This window comes from Actinomadura sp. NPDC048394, assembly GCF_040651755.1.
Lineage (GTDB): Bacteria > Actinomycetota > Actinomycetes > Streptosporangiales > Streptosporangiaceae > Spirillospora > Spirillospora montaniterrae.
On sequence record NZ_JBEZJL010000043.1, the window covers coordinates 15,911 to 31,616 of the forward strand.

At 70.7% G+C, this 15,706-nt stretch carries 13 protein-coding genes; 8 read left to right on the forward strand and 5 right to left on the reverse strand.

Translation table 11 applies throughout. From position 1 onward, the window contains the following. Nucleotides 1-2: 2 nt before the first annotated feature. On the reverse strand, nucleotides 3-1,538 hold the full coding sequence (miaB, locus tag AB0C78_RS29100) for a tRNA (N6-isopentenyl adenosine(37)-C2)-methylthiotransferase MiaB (RefSeq protein ID WP_360753829.1): 1,536 nt from the start codon (nucleotides 1,536-1,538) through the stop codon (nucleotides 3-5). A gap of 261 nt (nucleotides 1,539-1,799) precedes the next feature. Between miaB and AB0C78_RS29105 the strand changes: the two genes are divergently transcribed. The 5 genes from AB0C78_RS29105 to AB0C78_RS29125 all read left to right on the forward strand — a co-directional run bounded on the left by AB0C78_RS29105 (nucleotide 1,800) and on the right by AB0C78_RS29125 (nucleotide 7,416). Further along, complete coding sequence (locus AB0C78_RS29105; protein ID WP_225991328.1) at nucleotides 1,800-2,522, forward strand: amino acid ABC transporter ATP-binding protein; 723 nt, start codon at nucleotides 1,800-1,802, stop codon at nucleotides 2,520-2,522. A gap of 39 nt (nucleotides 2,523-2,561) precedes the next feature. Further along, nucleotides 2,562-3,431 carry a glutamate ABC transporter substrate-binding protein gene (locus AB0C78_RS29110; RefSeq protein ID WP_151538375.1) on the forward strand — a complete coding sequence of 290 codons (870 nt, stop codon included), beginning with the start codon at nucleotides 2,562-2,564 and terminating at the stop codon, nucleotides 3,429-3,431. Nucleotides 3,432-3,537: 106 nt separating this feature from the next. After that, nucleotides 3,538-4,221, forward strand: a complete 684-nt coding sequence (locus tag AB0C78_RS29115) for an amino acid ABC transporter permease (RefSeq protein WP_360753833.1) — start codon at nucleotides 3,538-3,540, stop codon at nucleotides 4,219-4,221. Then, a complete protein-coding gene (locus AB0C78_RS29120; RefSeq protein ID WP_360753836.1) occupies nucleotides 4,218-5,225 on the forward strand; it encodes an amino acid ABC transporter permease in 1,008 nt (335 codons plus the stop codon). Before AB0C78_RS29115 ends, AB0C78_RS29120 begins: the two co-directional genes overlap by 4 nt. Before the next feature lie 199 nt (nucleotides 5,226-5,424). Continuing rightward, the gene (locus AB0C78_RS29125; RefSeq protein ID WP_360753838.1) at nucleotides 5,425-7,416 is read left to right on the forward strand and encodes a prolyl oligopeptidase family serine peptidase; all 1,992 of its coding nucleotides are present in this window, start codon (nucleotides 5,425-5,427) and stop codon (nucleotides 7,414-7,416) included. A gap of 112 nt (nucleotides 7,417-7,528) precedes the next feature. Here the strand turns inward: AB0C78_RS29125 and AB0C78_RS29130 are convergent, their stop codons facing one another. From AB0C78_RS29130 to recA, 4 genes are all read right to left on the reverse strand, one after another. Then, nucleotides 7,529-8,467: a trypsin-like serine protease gene (locus AB0C78_RS29130; RefSeq protein WP_360753841.1), complete on the reverse strand. Its 939-nt coding sequence runs from the start codon at nucleotides 8,465-8,467 to the stop codon at nucleotides 7,529-7,531. 53 nt (nucleotides 8,468-8,520) lie between these two features. Then, nucleotides 8,521-10,092 carry a ribonuclease Y gene (gene rny, locus AB0C78_RS29135; RefSeq protein WP_360753844.1) on the reverse strand — a complete coding sequence of 524 codons (1,572 nt, stop codon included), beginning with the start codon at nucleotides 10,090-10,092 and terminating at the stop codon, nucleotides 8,521-8,523. Nucleotides 10,093-10,530: 438 nt separating this feature from the next. Next, complete coding sequence (locus AB0C78_RS29140; RefSeq protein WP_360753846.1) at nucleotides 10,531-11,121, reverse strand: regulatory protein RecX; 591 nt, start codon at nucleotides 11,119-11,121, stop codon at nucleotides 10,531-10,533. Between the two features lie 640 nt (nucleotides 11,122-11,761). Beyond that, nucleotides 11,762-12,910 (reverse strand): recombinase RecA, encoded by a 1,149-nt coding sequence (recA, locus tag AB0C78_RS29145; RefSeq protein WP_360753848.1) that lies wholly within the window; start codon nucleotides 12,908-12,910, stop codon nucleotides 11,762-11,764. Between the two features lie 244 nt (nucleotides 12,911-13,154). Between recA and AB0C78_RS29150 the strand changes: the two genes are divergently transcribed. The 3 genes from AB0C78_RS29150 to AB0C78_RS29160 all read left to right on the forward strand — a co-directional run bounded on the left by AB0C78_RS29150 (nucleotide 13,155) and on the right by AB0C78_RS29160 (nucleotide 15,688). Next, a complete protein-coding gene (locus AB0C78_RS29150) occupies nucleotides 13,155-14,024 on the forward strand; it encodes an ATP-grasp domain-containing protein (RefSeq protein ID WP_360753849.1) in 870 nt (289 codons plus the stop codon). Nucleotides 14,025-14,210: 186 nt separating this feature from the next. Beyond that, nucleotides 14,211-14,528, forward strand: a complete 318-nt coding sequence (locus AB0C78_RS29155) for a hypothetical protein (protein ID WP_192808608.1) — start codon at nucleotides 14,211-14,213, stop codon at nucleotides 14,526-14,528. A 2-nt stretch (nucleotides 14,529-14,530) separates the two neighbouring features. After that, entirely contained in the window at nucleotides 14,531-15,688 is a 1,158-nt protein-coding gene (locus AB0C78_RS29160) for a glutathionylspermidine synthase family protein (protein WP_360753851.1), read from the forward strand. The last annotated feature ends 18 nt before the right edge of the window (nucleotides 15,689-15,706 follow it).

Consider the following 15,706-nt stretch of genomic DNA (forward strand, 5'->3'; position numbering starts at 1 on the left):
GATCATGCCTGGGTCGGGGCGGGGACGGCGCATCCGGACGCGGCGGCCTGGCTCGGCGCGGGGCGGCCGATGGTCGGCATGCCCAGCGAGACGCCCTTCGGGCCCTCGCCCTGGCGCGCCTCCCACGCGTCGCCCGCCCGCGTACGGCGGACGTTCTGGACCGGCTTGTCGGCCACCAGGTGGTGAGGCGCCGCATAGGTCACCTCTACGGTGACCATGTCGCCGGGACGGACGGGCTCGTCCGGCGCCTGGAAATGCACCAGGCGGTTGTCGGGCGCGCGGCCCGACAGGCGGCGGGTCTCCTCGTCCTTACGCCCCTCGCCCTCGGCCACGAGCACCTCAAGCGTGCGGCCGAGCTGCTTCTTGTTCTCCGCCCAGGAGATCTCCTCCTGCAGCGCGATCAGCCGCTCGTACCGCTCCTGCACGACCTCCTTGGGCAGCTGCCCGTCCATGGTGGCGGCGGGCGTCCCGGGGCGCTTGGAGTACTGGAACGTGAACGCCGAGGAGAAGCGCGCCTCGCGCACCACGTGCAGGGTCTGCTCGAAGTCGGCCTCGGTCTCGCCCGGGAAGCCGACGATGATGTCGGTGGTGATCGCGGCGTCCGGGATGGCGGCGCGGACCTTCTCGATGATGCCGAGGTAGCGCTCCTGCCGGTACGACCGGCGCATCGCCCGCAGCACCGCGTCCGACCCCGACTGCAGCGGCATGTGCAGCGACGGCATGACGTTCGGCGTCTCGGCCATCGCCGCGATCACGTCGTCGGTGAAGTCCTTGGGGTGCGGCGAGGTGAACCGGACGCGCTCCAGGCCGTCCACGTTCCCGCACGCGCGCAGGAGGCCCGCGAAGGCGGAGGACCCGTCCGCGGTCATCGCGCGCACCTCGTCCGGCGCGGCGGACAGCGCCCCGAAGCCCGAGCCGTAGGCGTTCACGTTCTGGCCCAGGAGCGTGATCTCCAGGACGCCCTCGGCCACCAGCGCCTCGACCTCGGCGAGGATCTCGCCGGGCCGGCGGTCCCTCTCCTTGCCGCGCAGCGACGGGACGATGCAGAACGTGCAGGTGTTGTTGCAGCCGACGGAGATCGACACCCACGCGGCGTACGGGGACTCGCGGCGCGTCGGCAGCGTCGACGGGAACGTCACCAGCGACTCTTCGATCTCGACCTGCGCCTCGCTCTGCACCCGCGACCGCTCCAGCAGCGCCGGCAGCGACCCGATGTTGTGGGTGCCGAACACCACGTCCACCCAGGGGGCGCGCTTGACGATCGTGTCGCGGTCCTTCTGCGCCAGGCAGCCGCCCACGGCGATCTGCATGCCCGGATGACCGTCCTTGACGGGCCGCAGATGCCCCAGGTTCCCGTAGAGCCGGTTGTCGGCGTTCTCCCGCACCGCGCAGGTGTTGAACACCACCACGTCGGGCTCCGCCTCGCCCGCGCGCACGTAGCCGGCCGCCTCCAGCAGGCCGGACAGCCGCTCGGAGTCGTGGACGTTCATCTGGCACCCGTAGGTACGGATCTCGTACGTGCGGGGGCTCGTCTCCATAGGCGCACTCATGACAGTCCCCAAGCGTACGCGCCGGAGGGTGCGCGCCGGGCACGGATGATCACGCTGCGGCGCCCGATCCACCCGCCGAACTGCGCAGTCGTGATCGGATCGGTACCGCGACGGGACCAATGCGTACAACCGCATGACGTAGAGTCCGACCGCATGACGGACAGCGAAGGCGGGCCCGACCTGACCAAGGGGCAAGGGCCGGAGGACGCCATCACGCAGGCCGCCGCAACCGGCACGGGACCGCTCGTCGTGGTCGAGCACGTCCACAAGCACTTCGGCGAGCTGCACGTGCTCAAGGACATCAACCTCACCGTGGACCGCGGCGAGGTCGTCGTCGTCATCGGCCCGTCGGGCGGCGGCAAGTCGACCCTGTGCCGGTCGATCAACCGGCTGGAGCCCATCGACGGGGGCCGGATCCTGGTCGACGGCAAGGAGCTGCCCAAGGAGGGCAAGGAGCTGGCACGGCTCCGCGCGGACGTCGGGATGGTGTTCCAGTCGTTCAACCTGTTCGCCCACAAGACGATCCTCGAGAACGTCACGCTGGGGCCGGTGAAGGTCCGCAAGCAGGGCAAGCAGGAGTCGGAGAAGCACGCGATGGAGCTCCTCGAGCGCGTCGGCATCGCGAACCAGGCGGCCAAGTACCCCGCCCAGCTCTCCGGCGGGCAGCAGCAGCGCGCCGCGATCGCCCGCTCCCTCGCCATGAAGCCGAAGGTGATGCTCTTCGACGAGCCCACCTCGGCGCTCGACCCCGAGATGGTCAACGAGGTCCTCGACGTCATGACCGGCCTCGCCAGGGAGGGCATGACGATGATCGTGGTGACCCACGAGATGGGCTTCGCCCGCCGGGCCGCGCAGAAGGTCGTGTTCATGGCCGACGGCCAGATCGTCGAGGAGAACACGCCCGACGAGTTCTTCACCAACGCGCGCACGGACCGCGCGAAGGACTTCCTTTCCAAGATCCTCACGCACTGAGCCGCGGGGCTCCTCAGAGAAGCAGAGGTGTGACGAGTAATGCGATTCAAGCGTTTCGGCGCTCTGATCGGCGCGGGCCTGGCCCTGTCGCTGGCCGTGTCGGCCTGCGGCAGCGACAAGGAGAAGACCGAGGCGAAGACGGTCGTCCAGAAGGCCAAAGAGGACAAGAAGCTGACGATCGGCATCAAGTTCGACCAGCCCGCCCTCGGGCTGAAGAAGCCGGACGGCACGTTCGCCGGCTTCGACGTCGACGTCGCCCGGTACATCGCCAAGCAGCTCGGCGTCCCCGAGAGCGGCATCACCTTCAAGGAGACGACCTCCGCCAACCGCGAGTCGTTCCTCGGCGGCGGCCAGGTCGACCTGGTGGTGGCGACCTACTCCATCACCGACGCGCGCAAGCAGCAGGTCACCTTCGGCGGCCCCTACTACGTCGCGCACCAGGACACGATGGTCCAGGCCAAGAACACCTCCATCAAGAAGGCCCAGGACCTCAAGGGCAAGAAGCTGTGCCGCGCGGCCGGGTCGAACTCCTTCCGCCGCGTCACCGAGCCGCCGCCGGACGGCAAGCTCAACATCAAGGGCGTCACGCTGGTCGACGCGAACAGCTACTCCGACTGCGTCAGCAAGCTGAAGTCGGGCGCGCTGGACGCGGTCAGCACCGACGACCTGATCCTCGCCGGCTTCGCCGCGCAGCAGCCCGGCCAGTTCAAGGTCATCAACGACCCCTTCACCGACGAGAAGTACGGCGTCGGCATCAAGAAGGGCGACAAGGAGACCTGCGAGGCCGTCAACGCCGCCATCCAGAAGATGTACCAGGACGGCAGCGCCAAGACCTACCTGGAGAAGAACTTCACGGGCACGGGCCTGAAGCTCAACACGACCGTCCCGCAGATGGAAGGCTGCGCCTGATCCCAGGCTGAGGCTCCCCCTCGGCCGGTGCCTCCCCGGGGACGCGCTCCCCGGGGAGGCACCGGCGTGGACTCGACCGGCTGGAACGCTATGGAACAGCTAAGCAATGTTTGACTTCAGCGCCTTCTTCGACCACTTCGACGAGATCCTCCAGGGGTTCTGGGCGACGATCCGCCTGGCCGCGGCGTCGGCGGTCCTGTCGCTGATCATCGGCACGCTCCTCGCGAGCTTCCGGGTCTCCCCGGTGCCGGTGCTGCGGTCCTTCGGCGCGGGCTACGTCAACATCGTCCGCAACACCCCCCTGACCCTGGTGCTGCTGCTGTGCGCCCAGGGGCTCAACGACACGCTGCACCTGACGTTCTCGTCGAACTCCTCGACGACGTACTACTGGTGGGCGGTCCTGGGCCTGTCGGGCTACACCGGCGCGTTCGTCTGCGAGACGCTGCGCTCGGGCATCAACACGGTGCCGCTCGGCCAGGCCGAGGCGGCGCGGTCGATCGGGCTGACCTTCACCCAGTCGCTGCGGATGATCATCCTGCCGCAGGCGTTCCGCTCGGTGATCGCGCCGATGGGCAGCATCCTCATCGCGATGATCAAGAACACGACGGTCGCGGCGGCGGCCAGCTACGCCGAGGTGGCGCTGGTGAGCAAGACGCTGCTGGACGCGCCGACCTTCACCGGCGGCGCGATCCCGCTGTTCATCGGGGTGGCCGTCGGCTTCATGATCCTCATCCTGCCGACCGGGTTCTTCTTCGGCTGGCTGGCCAAGCGGATGGCGGTGGCGCGATGAGCAAGGAAGCGACGGTCCTCTTCGACGCCCCCGGCCCGCGGGCGCAGGCGCGCAACCGGGTGATGACCGTCGTGTCGGCGGTCGTCCTCCTGGCGATCTTCGCCGCCCTGATCTGGCGCTTCAACGACAAGGGCCAGTTCGCGGGCGAGCTGTGGAGCCCGTTCGTGAAGTGGACGGTCTGGAAGGAGCTGATCCTTCCCGGCCTCGGCAACACGCTGAAGGCCGCCGCGGTCGCCGCGGTGCTGGCGATGCTGTTCGGGATCGTGTTCGGCCTCGGCCGGCTGTCGGACCACCGGTGGATCCGGATCCCGGCGGGCGCGGTGGTCGAGTTCTTCCGGGCGATCCCGCTGCTGATCCTGATCTTCCTGATGTTCTTCGTGCCGAACAAGATCAGCCCGTCGATCGCCGACTCGCAGTTCGGCACCCTGCAGCGGGTGCTGGTGGACGACTTCTTCTCGCTGTTCGGCGTGGAGATCAACGCCGGGACGATCATCGTGCCGGCGTTCGCCGCGGTCGTGTTCGGCCTGGTGCTGTACAACGGCTCGGTGCTGGCGGAGGTCGTGCGGGCGGGCGTGCTGTCCATCCCGAAGGGGCAGGCGGAGGCCGCCTACTCCATCGGGCTGCGCAAGAACGGCGTCATGCGGCTGGTGCTGCTGCCGCAGGCCATCCGGGTGATGATGCCGGCGATCGTGAGCCAGCTCGTCGTCCTGCTCAAGGACACCGCGCTCGGGTTCATCATCGCCTACAGCGAGCTGCTCAACGCGGGCTTCAACCTGATCCCGGCGAACTACCACAACAACAAGATCCAGGCCGGGATCGTCATCGCGATCATCTACATCGCGATCAACATGGCGGTGAGCCGGTTCGCGACGTGGCTCGAGGGCCGCGGCCGCCGCAACCGCAAGACCGGCGGGACGACGCTCGGCGCCGGGGCGCCCGCGGCCGCGCCCGGGATGTCGGTCAAGGACGTGACCGCCGGCGAGATGGGATCCGGCGCGATCTGACCTGCGCCGGGAGCGGGCCCGACCGCTCCCGGCGGCCTCGCGGGGCGCCACCGGCCACCGGTGGCGCCCTCCGCTTTCCCGCCCTCCGCCGCGCGTACCGCGGAACGCCGCCGATCACCCGTGACCGGCACATATCTTTCCGAAGTCAAAGCGCCCGTCATGGCCCCAACCGATCCCCGTATGCGGGACGATTCCTGGTATGACCGCTCGTGCGACCCTCCCCTACGGCTCCTGGCCTTCCCCCATCTCCGCGGCCGATGTGGCCCGCGCCCGGCTGCGCCTCAGTTTCCCCACCGTCGCGGGTGATGACGTGTGGTGGCAGGAGACCCGTCCCGAGGAGGGCGGGCGTACGACGGTCATCCATCTGAAAGGCGGTCACCGTACCGAGGTCCTCCAGGCCCCCTGGGACGCCCGTACCCGCGTGCACGAGTACGGCGGGCGGTCGTACCTGCCGGTCCGCACCGCCGACGGCGTGTCCCTGGTGTTCTCCAACTACGAGGACCAGCGCCTCCACCGGCTGGACGAGGGCGACCCCAAGCCGTACCCGCTCACGCCCGAGCCGGCCGTCCCGGCGGGGCTGCGCTACGCCGACTACGTGCTGTCCCCCGACGGCACCGAGATCTGGTGCGTGTGCGAGGGGCACATCGCCGAGCCGCCCGAGGGCGGGGACACCGCCGCCGGGATCCGCCGCGCGATCGTCGCCGTCCCCCTGGACGGCAGCGCCGCCGACGACGCCGGGGCCATCCGCGAGCTCGTGACCGGCGCGCACTTCTACGCGTCGCCTGCGCCGTCGCCGAGCGGCGGGCACCTCGCCTGGGTGCAGTGGAACCACCCCCGCATGCCGTGGGACGGCACGGAGCTGCGCGTGGCGGCCATCGAGGACGGCACCACGGTCGCGCCCCGCACCGTCAAGGGCGGCCTCACCGAGTCCGCCGTCGCGCCGCTGTGGCGCGACGACGAGTCCCTCTACGTCATCTCCGACTGGCCCGGCTGGTGGAACATCTACCAGGTCGGCCTGCACGGCGAGTCCCCGCAGGCGCTGTACCCGGCCGAGGAGGAGTTCACCGGGGCGCTCTGGCAGCTCGGCGGCATGCCGTACGCGCTGCTGGGCGACGGGCGCCTCGCCGTCCTGCACGGCGAGGGCGACATGCGCCTCGGCATCTACGACCCCGAGACGCTCGACCTCGTCGACCTGGAAGTGCCCTACGAGGACTGGCACCCGCAGCTGTCCGCCGACGGCACCACGATCGTCGGCATCGCGGGCGGCCCGGACCTGCCGACGTCGGTGGTCCGCGTCGACACCACCACGAGCCGCGTCGAGGGCCTGCGCCGCGAGCTCGCCGAACTGCCCGACGTGGCGTACCTGTCCAAGCCGCGCACCGAGCGCCTCGAAGGCCCGTTCGGACGGCCCGTCCACGCCTACGTGTTCCCGCCGACCAACCCGGAGGCCGCCGCACCGGAAGGCGAGCTGCCGCCCTACGTGGTGTTCGTGCACGGCGGCCCGACCGGCCGCGTCTCCAAGGACCTCGACCTGGAGCGGTGCTACTTCACCAGCCGCGGTATCGGCGTCATCGACGTCAACTACGGCGGATCCACCGGGTACGGGCGCGCCTACCGCGAGCGGCTGCGCCGCCAGTGGGGCGTGGTGGACGTCGAGGACGCCATGGCCGCCGCCCAGGCGCTCGTCGACGGCGGCATAGCGGACCCGGCGCGGCTCGCCATCCGCGGCGGCTCCGCGGGCGGCTGGACGACGCTCGCCGCCGCCACCCAGACCGACCTGTTCAAGGCCGCCACGTCCTACTTCGGGATCAGCGACCTGCAGAGCTTCGCCGCGGCCACGCACGACTTCGAGTCGCACTACCTGTTCGGGCTGATCGGCCCGCTGCCCGGCTTCGAGCGGGCCTACGAGGAGCGCTCGCCGCTCAACCGGGCCGACCGGACGGCGTGCCCCGTGCTGCTCCTGCAGGGCCTCAACGACCCCGTGGTGCCGCCGGACCAGTCCGAGCGGTTCGCGGTCGCGCTGGCCGCCAAGAAGATGCCGTACGCCTACCTGACGTTCGAGGGCGAGTCGCACGGCTTCCGCCGCGCCGACACCGTCATCAGGTGCCTGGAGGCCGAGCTGGCGTTCTATGGCCAGACCCTCGGGTTCGAGCCGCGGGATGTCGCTCCCATCGACCTGACGGTGGCTTGAGCCCCCCGTCCCGTCCGCCGGCGGCCTCCGGGCCTCGGCGGACGGCACCGGCCCTTCGGGCCACGGCCCGGACGGGCGCAGGCCAAGCGAGTGCGGGTCAGGCGGGCGCGGGTCAGGCGGCGCGCTTGTCGGCGGCGGCGCGCAGGTTGTAGACGTCCTTGTCGAAGTACGCCGAGAACGACCGGTCCGCCGTCCAGCCGCCGCCGTGGTAGCCGCCGATGACGCCGTTGATGTCGCCCTTCTGCGTCGTGTAGCTGTAGTTCAGCAGCCACGGGCTGCCGCTCGTGCCGCCGTAGAAGCCGGTGCAGTCCATCCGGATCTGGTACGTGGACTGCCGCGCCGTCGTCGTCCGGCAGTAGATCGGCCGGTCGCGCGGGTCGAAGGTGATCTTCGGGTAGCCGGCCACGTTCACCGTCTTCCCGACGCCCTGGTTGATCGCGAGCCGGTTGTAGCCGACCGCCTTCTGGATCGTCTTGCCGCTCCGGTCGTTCAGCGCGATGAACCCGAAGTCCAGGTCGGGGTCGGTGCTGGTGATCCAGCGCTGGTCGACCAGCAGCATCTTGGCCGTCCACGTGCCGTAGGGGCGCTTGCCCTGGTCGTACTTCGGGACGAACGCCACCTTCGTCGCGTACTGCTTGCCCTTGCCGCCGTGGATGCAGTGCGCGGCGGTGATCAGCAGCCGCTGCGACGAGCTCTGCACGACGCTCGCCGTGCAGAAGTGGTCGCCCTGGCCGTTGTTGAAGAACAGCGCGCCGATCGTCGGCACGCCGCCGAACGCCTTGGACTGCGGGATCGACTGCGCGGTCAGCGTCCGCCCTGACGCCGCGCCGCCCGGCCGGTCGATGGGCGTCGCCGCGGCCATCCGCTTCGCCGTCCAGTAGCGGGACGCGTCGCCGGCGTCGGCCGCGCTGATCCGCATGCTCGCGGACGTGTCGGCCACCGTGCGCCCCTGGGCGTCGCCCTCCGTGTACCAAACCGTCGCGGCCCCCGCCGCGACGATGCCGGCGCAGGCGCCGCCCGCGGCCGTCCACCGCATCCACCGATTGCGCATCGCGCAAAACTACCGATCTCCACGCCCCCGCACAACGAGAACGATCACACCGGTCAGCGCGCGAACTCGATCGCCCGGGACTCGCGGACCACGGTCACCCGGATCTGCCCGGGATAGGTCAGCTCGTCCTCCACCTGCTTGGCGATGTCGCGGGCGATGACCTGCGCCTGGATGTCGTCCACCGAGTCCGGCTTCACCATCACCCGGATCTCCCGGCCCGCCTGCATCGCGAAGACCTTCTCGACGCCCTCGTGCTTCTCCCGGGCGATCTGCTCCAGCCGCTCGAGCCGCTTGACGTAGGCCTCCAGCGACTCCCGGCGCGCCCCCGGGCGGCTGCCGCTCACCGCGTCCGCCGCCTGCGTGAGCACGGCCTCCACCGTGCGGACCTCGACCTCGTTGTGGTGCGCCTCGATCGCGTGCACCACGTCCTCGTCCTCGCCGTACCGGCGCGCTATCTCCGCCCCGATGAGCGCGTGGCTGCCCTCCACCTCGTGCGTGAGCGCCTTGCCGATGTCGTGCAGCAGCGTGCACCGCTTGGCGACCTCCACCGGCAGCCGCAGCTCGCTCGCCATGATCCCGGCGATGTGCGCGGATTCGATGAGGTGCTTCAGCACGTTCTGCCCGTAGGACGTCCGGTACCGCAGCCGGCCGAGCAGCGCGATCAGCTCCGGGTGCATGTCGGCGATGCCGACCTCCACGAGCGCGTCCTCGCCGGCCCGCACGCACCGCTGCTCGACGTCGCTCCGGCTGCGGTCGTAGACCTCCTCGATCCGCTGCGGGTGGATCCGCCCGTCCAGCACGAGCTTCTCCAGGGTCAGCCGCCCGACCTCCCTGCGCACCGGGTCGAAGCAGCTCAGCAGCACGGCCTCCGGCGTGTCGTCGATGATGAGGTTCACGCCGGTGGTGGTCTCGAACGCGCGGATGTTGCGGCCCTCGCGCCCGATGATCCGGCCCTTCATCTCGTCGCTCGGCAGGTGCAGCACCGACACGACCGACTCGGCGGTCTGCTCGCTGGCCACCCGCTGGATCGCCAGCGTCACGATCTTGCGGGCGCGCTTGTCGCCCTCCGCCCGCGCCGCGTTCTCGATCTCCCGGGTGATCGGGATGGCCTCCCGCTTGGCCTGGTTCTCGATCGCCGCGACGAGCTCGCCCTTGGCCTGCTCGGCGGTCAGGCCGGCCGCGCGCTCCAGCACCTTGCGGCGCTCGTCCTCGACCTCGGCGAGCTCCTTCTTGCGCGCCTCCAGGGACCGCTTGGTCTCGGCGAGCCGGTCCGCCCACTCCTGGAGCCGGCGCATCTCGCCGTCCAGGCGCTGCTCCCGCTCCGCGAGCCGGGTCTCCCTGCGCTCCAGATCCTCCCTGGCGGTCCGCAGGTCGTCCCGGAGGGCCCGGGCCTCCTCCTCGGCGTCCGCGCGCGCCGACGCGGCGATCCGGTCCGCCTGCGCCTCGGCCTGCTCGCGCGCCTCCCGGGCCTCCTGCTTGGCCCGGCTCCGGATCCCGTCGGCCTCGCTCTGCGCGCGGGCCATCTCCGCCGCCGCCTTCCCGGGCACGCCGGGCCGCCACAGTATGACGATGACGAGAGCGACCAGGGTCACCAGCAGCGCTGCACCCAGCAGGACGCTCTCCATGAGGCAGATCCTTCCTCGCCGCGGGCCCGCCCGGGATCGGGGCCCTGACTAGCGAGGATTTACTCGCGCCAGGCGGACGGCCGGGTACACGGCACCGCCGGGCCGCGGGCGCGCCCCGGGAGTTCCGGCCGGTTCCGGTCGACGAACGTGTCCTGTATGCCTCTCAGCTGCTGGAACGTGCTCGGTCGTATGGCAATCCGCGAGACGCGGAGTAACTCCTCACTGCCGTAACGGTAAGCGGCATGGAGGTAATGAGCAAGCAAACCCCGGGCATTCCGGACTAACCGAACGTGCACGTGAGTCCTTCCTTACCGCTTCCCCTGACCGCCCGCACCCCGCGCCACCTGCCCGATCGTCCGGCGCCGGAGTCAGGGAAGGAGCGGCGCGCCGTCAGCCTGCCCGTCATTCCCGGCGTGTCGCCCCGACCGGAACGCCGGGTCAGTCGAACGGCGGCGGCTCGTCGGGGAAGGCGTCCGGGTCGGTGCCCTCGTCGGCGAGGGCCTCCTTGACGACCCGGTAGGACAGGCCCGGCGGGTAGCCCTTGCGGGCGAGCATGCCGACGAGCCGGCGCATGCGCTTGGCGGGGTCGACTCCCCTGGTGCCGGGGAGCCTGCGGTCGACCAGTGCGCGCGCGGTGCGCTCCTCCTGGTCCGGTTCGAGCTCCTCGACCGCGTCGCTGACGGTCTCGTCCGCGACGCCGCGGCGGCGCAGTTCGGCGGCCAGCGCGCGCTTGGCAAGGCCCCGCCCCGCGTGGCGGGACTGCACCCACGCCCGCGCGAAGGCCTCGTCGTCGATAAGGCCGACGTCGGTGAACCGGCCGAGGACCTTCTCCGCCACCTCGTCGGGGACGTCCTTGCGCCGCAGGGCGTCGGCGAGCTGCGCGCGGGTGCGCGGCGAGGACGCCAGCAGCCGCAGGCACACCTCCCGGGCCGCGGCCTCGGGATCTGCGGGCTCCCGCCCGCCGGACCCCGCACCGCCCTTCTCACGCCCTCCGCCGCCCCGGCGCCGGCCGCCCCTACGCTCCTCCACGCCCCTCACCTCCGCTTCCATCCGCCGCCCGACCGATGACGAACGAACGACCAAGCGCCACCACGCCGACCAGCCCGCCAAGACGCACCGACCTAGAGCAGCGCGATGCGGCAACCGGAGCAGCCCGACCCGGACCGTCGCGACCACACGCGAGCACGTAACCGTGCTTCACAGCTGGGCCATGCGCCGAACTCGACCGGCGCGACCACGAGCAAGCACGTATCACCCACCGCGACCGACGCCGTGCTTCACAGCTGGGGCCATGAACCGAACCCGACCGGCGCGATCACGAGCGAGCGAGGATCAGGGACCGCAACGGACGCGAAGGCTTGTGCCCGGCCACGCGACGACCTCAAGCGTCGCGATCGCGAGCGAAGCCGGATTCGAGCGAAGCGAGAATCCGATCGCGCAGCGAGCCGCTAGGCGAGCCGGAGCGATGCAGCGATCGCACGCATTGCCCGCCGAAGGAAGGCCGTCTAGCGGCCTGACGCCAAGGGCAATGCAAAACAAACTAGAGCGACGGCGCCGTCGGGGAAGGTCCGCGCATCGGCGTGCCGGTGCGCGGTGGGGCGCCGCCGCCCTGCATACGAGATCATCGCTCACTCTTCGTCAGGAGTCACCCGGAACGGGGGATTCGCCGTCAGGAATCACCCGCGGCCTTGCCCGCCTTGGCCTTCTTCGCCGCGGCGGCCCGGCCGGTGGCGGGCGCGGGGGCGGGGGCGGCGACGGGGGCCGGGGCGGGGTCGGCGGCGCCGTCGACCGGCACGGCGGCCGGCTCGGCCTCCTTGTCGACCTTCGGCCCGATGCCGAGCTTCTCCTTGATCTTCTTCTCGATGCCGTCGGCCATGTCGGGGTTGGCCTTGAGGAAGTTGCGGGCGTTCTCCTTGCCCTGGCCGAGCTGGTCGCCGTCGTAGGTGTACCAGGCGCCGGACTTGCGGACGAAGCCGTGCTCCACGCCGAGGTCGATGAGGCCGCCCTCGCGGCTGATGCCCTGGCCGTAGAGCAGGTCGAAGTCGGCGACGCGGAACGGCGGGGCCATCTTGTTCTTGACGACCTTGACGCGGACGCGGTTGCCGACGGCCTCGGTGCCGTCCTTGAGGGTCTCGATGCGGCGGACGTCCAGCCGGACGGAGGCGTAGAACTTCAGCGCGCGGCCGCCGGTGGTGGTCTCCGGCGAGCCGAACATGACGCCGACCTTCTCGCGCAGCTGGTTGATGAAGATGGCGGTGGTCTTGGTCTGGTTGATGGCGCCGGTGAGCTTGCGCAGCGCCTGCGACATGAGGCGGGCCTGCAGGCCGACGTGGCTGTCGCCCATCTCGCCCTCGATCTCGGCGCGGGGGACGAGCGCGGCGACGGAGTCGATGACGACGATGTCGATCGCGCCGGAGCGGATCAGCATGTCGGTGATCTCCAGGGCCTGCTCGCCGGTGTCGGGCTGGGAGACGAGCAGGGCGTCGATGTCGACGCCGAGCTTGCTGGCGTACTCGGGGTCGAGGGCGTGCTCGGCGTCGACGAACGCGGCGATGCCGCCCTTCTTCTGCACGCTGGCGACGGCGTGCAGGGCGATGGAGGTCTTGCCGGAGCCCTCGGGGCCGTAGACCTCGACGACCCGGCCGCGGGGCAGGCCGCCGATGCCGAGCGCGATGTCGAGGGAGATCGCGCCGGTCGGGATCACCTCGACCGGTGCCCGCGCCTCCTCGCCCATCCGCATGACGGAGCCCTTGCCGAACTGCCGCTCGATCTGGGCGAGTGCGGTCTCGAGAGCCTTCTCCCGGTCGTTCGCTGCCATGTGAGATGTCCTTCGCGTTGTGACTTGTCGGCTCTCGGCCGCTGGTTGCGATGTCGAGGGCGACGTTACGGCGGGCCACCGACACTTTCGAGATGCGGGCGCGGTTGTGGACGACGACACCGGCCGGGGCCAGCTTACCGAACACTCGTTCGATCATCGCCCGGTGTGCCGATTCGGGTGGGAATCACCGTGCGCGCCTTGGTCCGGACCCCGTACGCTGGCGCCGTCAACGGAGGGTTCCATCATGACGCTGACCGTCCTCTTCTGCGTCGATCCGATCCACCCCCGGCGCGTTGACCCCCACTATGCACGCGAGGCCGCGGCCGTGCGGGACCACTATGGCGAGACGGCGCTGCTGGACCACGACGCGCTGCGGCGCGGGGACGTGGAGGCCGCGGTGCGCGCGGTGCCCGCGGACCTGGGTCCCGTCTGGTATCGCGGCTGGATGGTCACCGGCCCGGAGTACGCCGCGATGGCCGGTGCGCTGAAGCGGCGGGGGACGGTGCTGCTGACGCACCCCGACGACTACACGCGCGCGCACGAGCTGCCCGGCTGGCACGACACGTTCGCGGGGCTGACACCGCAGAGCGTGTGGCGTCCTCTCTCCCCCGGGCAGGATCCGGGGGACCTGAACGCGCTCGCCGAGCTCGTCCGGCCGCTGCGGCCCGGCCCCGGCGTGGTCAAGGACTACGTGAAGTCGCGCAAGCACGAGTGGGACGAGGCGTGCTTCGTCCCGGACGTGAAGAACCTCGCGCAGCTGCGCGACATCGCCGCCAAGATGATCGCCCTGCAGGACGAGTACCTGGCGGGCGGCCTGGTGGTGCGCGAGTTCGAGTCCTATGACGGCGAGGGCGAGGCGCGCGTGTGGTGGGTGGACGGGGAGCCCGCCCTGGTGGGGCCGCATCCGGACACGCCGGGCGTGGAGCCCGATCCGGAGCTGGACGCGGTCGCGCACGCGGTCCGGGCGCTGGGCTGCCGCTTCATCACGACCGACCTGGCGCGCCGCGCCGACGGCGAGTGGCGGGTGGTGGAGGTCGGCGACGGCCAGGTCAGCGACCTGCCCGCGTCGGTGGACGCGATGGACCTGTACGCGCACCTGCCCGTCCCGGACTGACGTACGGCCGGGGCCTCCGCACGGCATGTGCCCGGGGCGTGACGGAACCGGTATATGTCCTCTTCCGTCCCATGTTGGGCCGCCCCTAGGCTGTGGCCGCTGTTCAGCCCCCTTGCGAAGGACGTGTTCGCCTTGCCTCCTCAGGAGCCCGGTCGCCGGCTCAGTTCCCGCAGCGTCAAGGTAGGGATGGTGAGCGCGCTGTCGCTGACCCTGGTCGCCTGCGGTTCCAGTTCCACCACGGCGCGGTGCGTCGACCGCAACGCGCCGTCGGGCAAGGGCGGCTACAAGGTGGTCTCCGACAGCTACTGCGACGTCGACGACATCGACAACGGGAGCACCGGTTCCTACAACCGGTACTTCTGGTACTACGGCGGCAAGCGGGGATCGAACGGTTTCGTCTCGGGCGGCAGCCAGTACCGGCCGAGCGACGGGAAGATCAAGTCCGGGAGCGGGAAGACGCTGAGCCGGGGCGGCTTCGGCGGCAGCGGCAAGAGCGGGGGCTGACCGTGCGCCGGACGCGTTCGACGCCGAGGGACGGCTGGGCCGAGAAGGTCGAGGCGCACGGGCTGGCGTTCCACCGGACCGCGCACCCCGAGCATCTGACGCGCCCCTACTGGGACGAGTCCGTGCACTACGTCTTCGACATGGACGAGGTGCTGGCGCTCGAGGCGGTCGTCGAGGAGCTGCACGGGATGTGCCTGCAGGTGGTGGAGCACGTCGTCAGCACGGGCCGGTACCACGTGCTCGGCATACCCGACTGGGTGGCGCCCCTCATCGAGGAGTCGTGGCGGCGGCGCGACCCGCATCTGTACGGGCGGTTCGACCTGCGTTACGACGGCCACGGTCCCGCCAAGCTGCTGGAGTACAACGCCGATACCCCGACCGCGCTCGTCGAGAGTTCGGTGGTGCAGTGGTACTGGCTGCAGGACGTGTATCCGCACGACGACCAGTGGAACTCCATCCACGAGCGGATGGTCGCCCGCTGGAAGGACCTCGTGCCGCGGCTCGGCGGCGGGCCCGCGCACTTCGCGTGGACGACGGATGACGAGACCGGCGAGGAGGTCATGACGATCGCCTACATGCAGGAGACCGCCGAGGAGGCGGGCCTGCCTGGCGTGGCGATCGCGATGGAGGACATCGGCTGGGATCCGGTGCGGCGCCGGTTCGTCGACATGGACGAGCAGGAGATCCGCACGCTCTGCAAGCTCTACCCGTGGGAATGGATCGTGGCGGAGCCGTTCGGGCGGGAGATCCCGGGCGCGCCGACGTCCTGGATAGAGCCGATCTGGAAGATGGTCCTGTCGAACAAGGCGCTGCTCGTGCTGCTGTGGGAGCTGTTCCCGGGGCATCCCAACCTGCTGCCGACGTATCTGAACACACCGTCGGGCCTGACCTCCTACGTGCAGAAGCCGCTCCTGGGGCGGGAGGGCGCGAGCATGCGGATCGTCGCGCCAGACGGCAGCGAGCAGCGGACCCAGGGCGACTACGGCGCGGAGGGCTTCGTCTTCCAGGAGTTCTGCGCGCTGCCGGAGTTCGACGGCGAGCATCCGGTGCTGGGCGCGTGGGTGATCGAGGACGAGCCGGCGGGCGTGGGCATCCGCGAGACGTCGGGGCTCATCACCGATGACACGTCGTCGTTCGTCCCGCACCGCATCGCGCTGTAGCGCGGTGAAGCGGCGGTG

Coding starts and splice junctions, on each gene's coding strand:
- recA (WP_360753848.1), bottom strand. CDS start 12,910: ATGGCAGCGAACGACCGGGAGAAGGCTCTCGAGACCGCACTCGCCCAG.
- AB0C78_RS29155 (WP_192808608.1), top strand. CDS start 14,211: ATGGTGAGCGCGCTGTCGCTGACCCTGGTCGCCTGCGGTTCCAGTTCC.
- AB0C78_RS29130 (WP_360753841.1), bottom strand. CDS start 8,467: ATGCGCAATCGGTGGATGCGGTGGACGGCCGCGGGCGGCGCCTGCGCC.
- rny (WP_360753844.1), bottom strand. CDS start 10,092: ATGGAGAGCGTCCTGCTGGGTGCAGCGCTGCTGGTGACCCTGGTCGCT.
- AB0C78_RS29120 (WP_360753836.1), top strand. CDS start 4,218: ATGAGCAAGGAAGCGACGGTCCTCTTCGACGCCCCCGGCCCGCGGGCG.
- AB0C78_RS29110 (WP_151538375.1), top strand. CDS start 2,562: ATGCGATTCAAGCGTTTCGGCGCTCTGATCGGCGCGGGCCTGGCCCTG.
- AB0C78_RS29125 (WP_360753838.1), top strand. CDS start 5,425: ATGACCGCTCGTGCGACCCTCCCCTACGGCTCCTGGCCTTCCCCCATC.
- miaB (WP_360753829.1), bottom strand. CDS start 1,538: ATGGAGACGAGCCCCCGCACGTACGAGATCCGTACCTACGGGTGCCAG.
- AB0C78_RS29115 (WP_360753833.1), top strand. CDS start 3,538: ATGTTTGACTTCAGCGCCTTCTTCGACCACTTCGACGAGATCCTCCAG.
- AB0C78_RS29150 (WP_360753849.1), top strand. CDS start 13,155: ATGACGCTGACCGTCCTCTTCTGCGTCGATCCGATCCACCCCCGGCGC.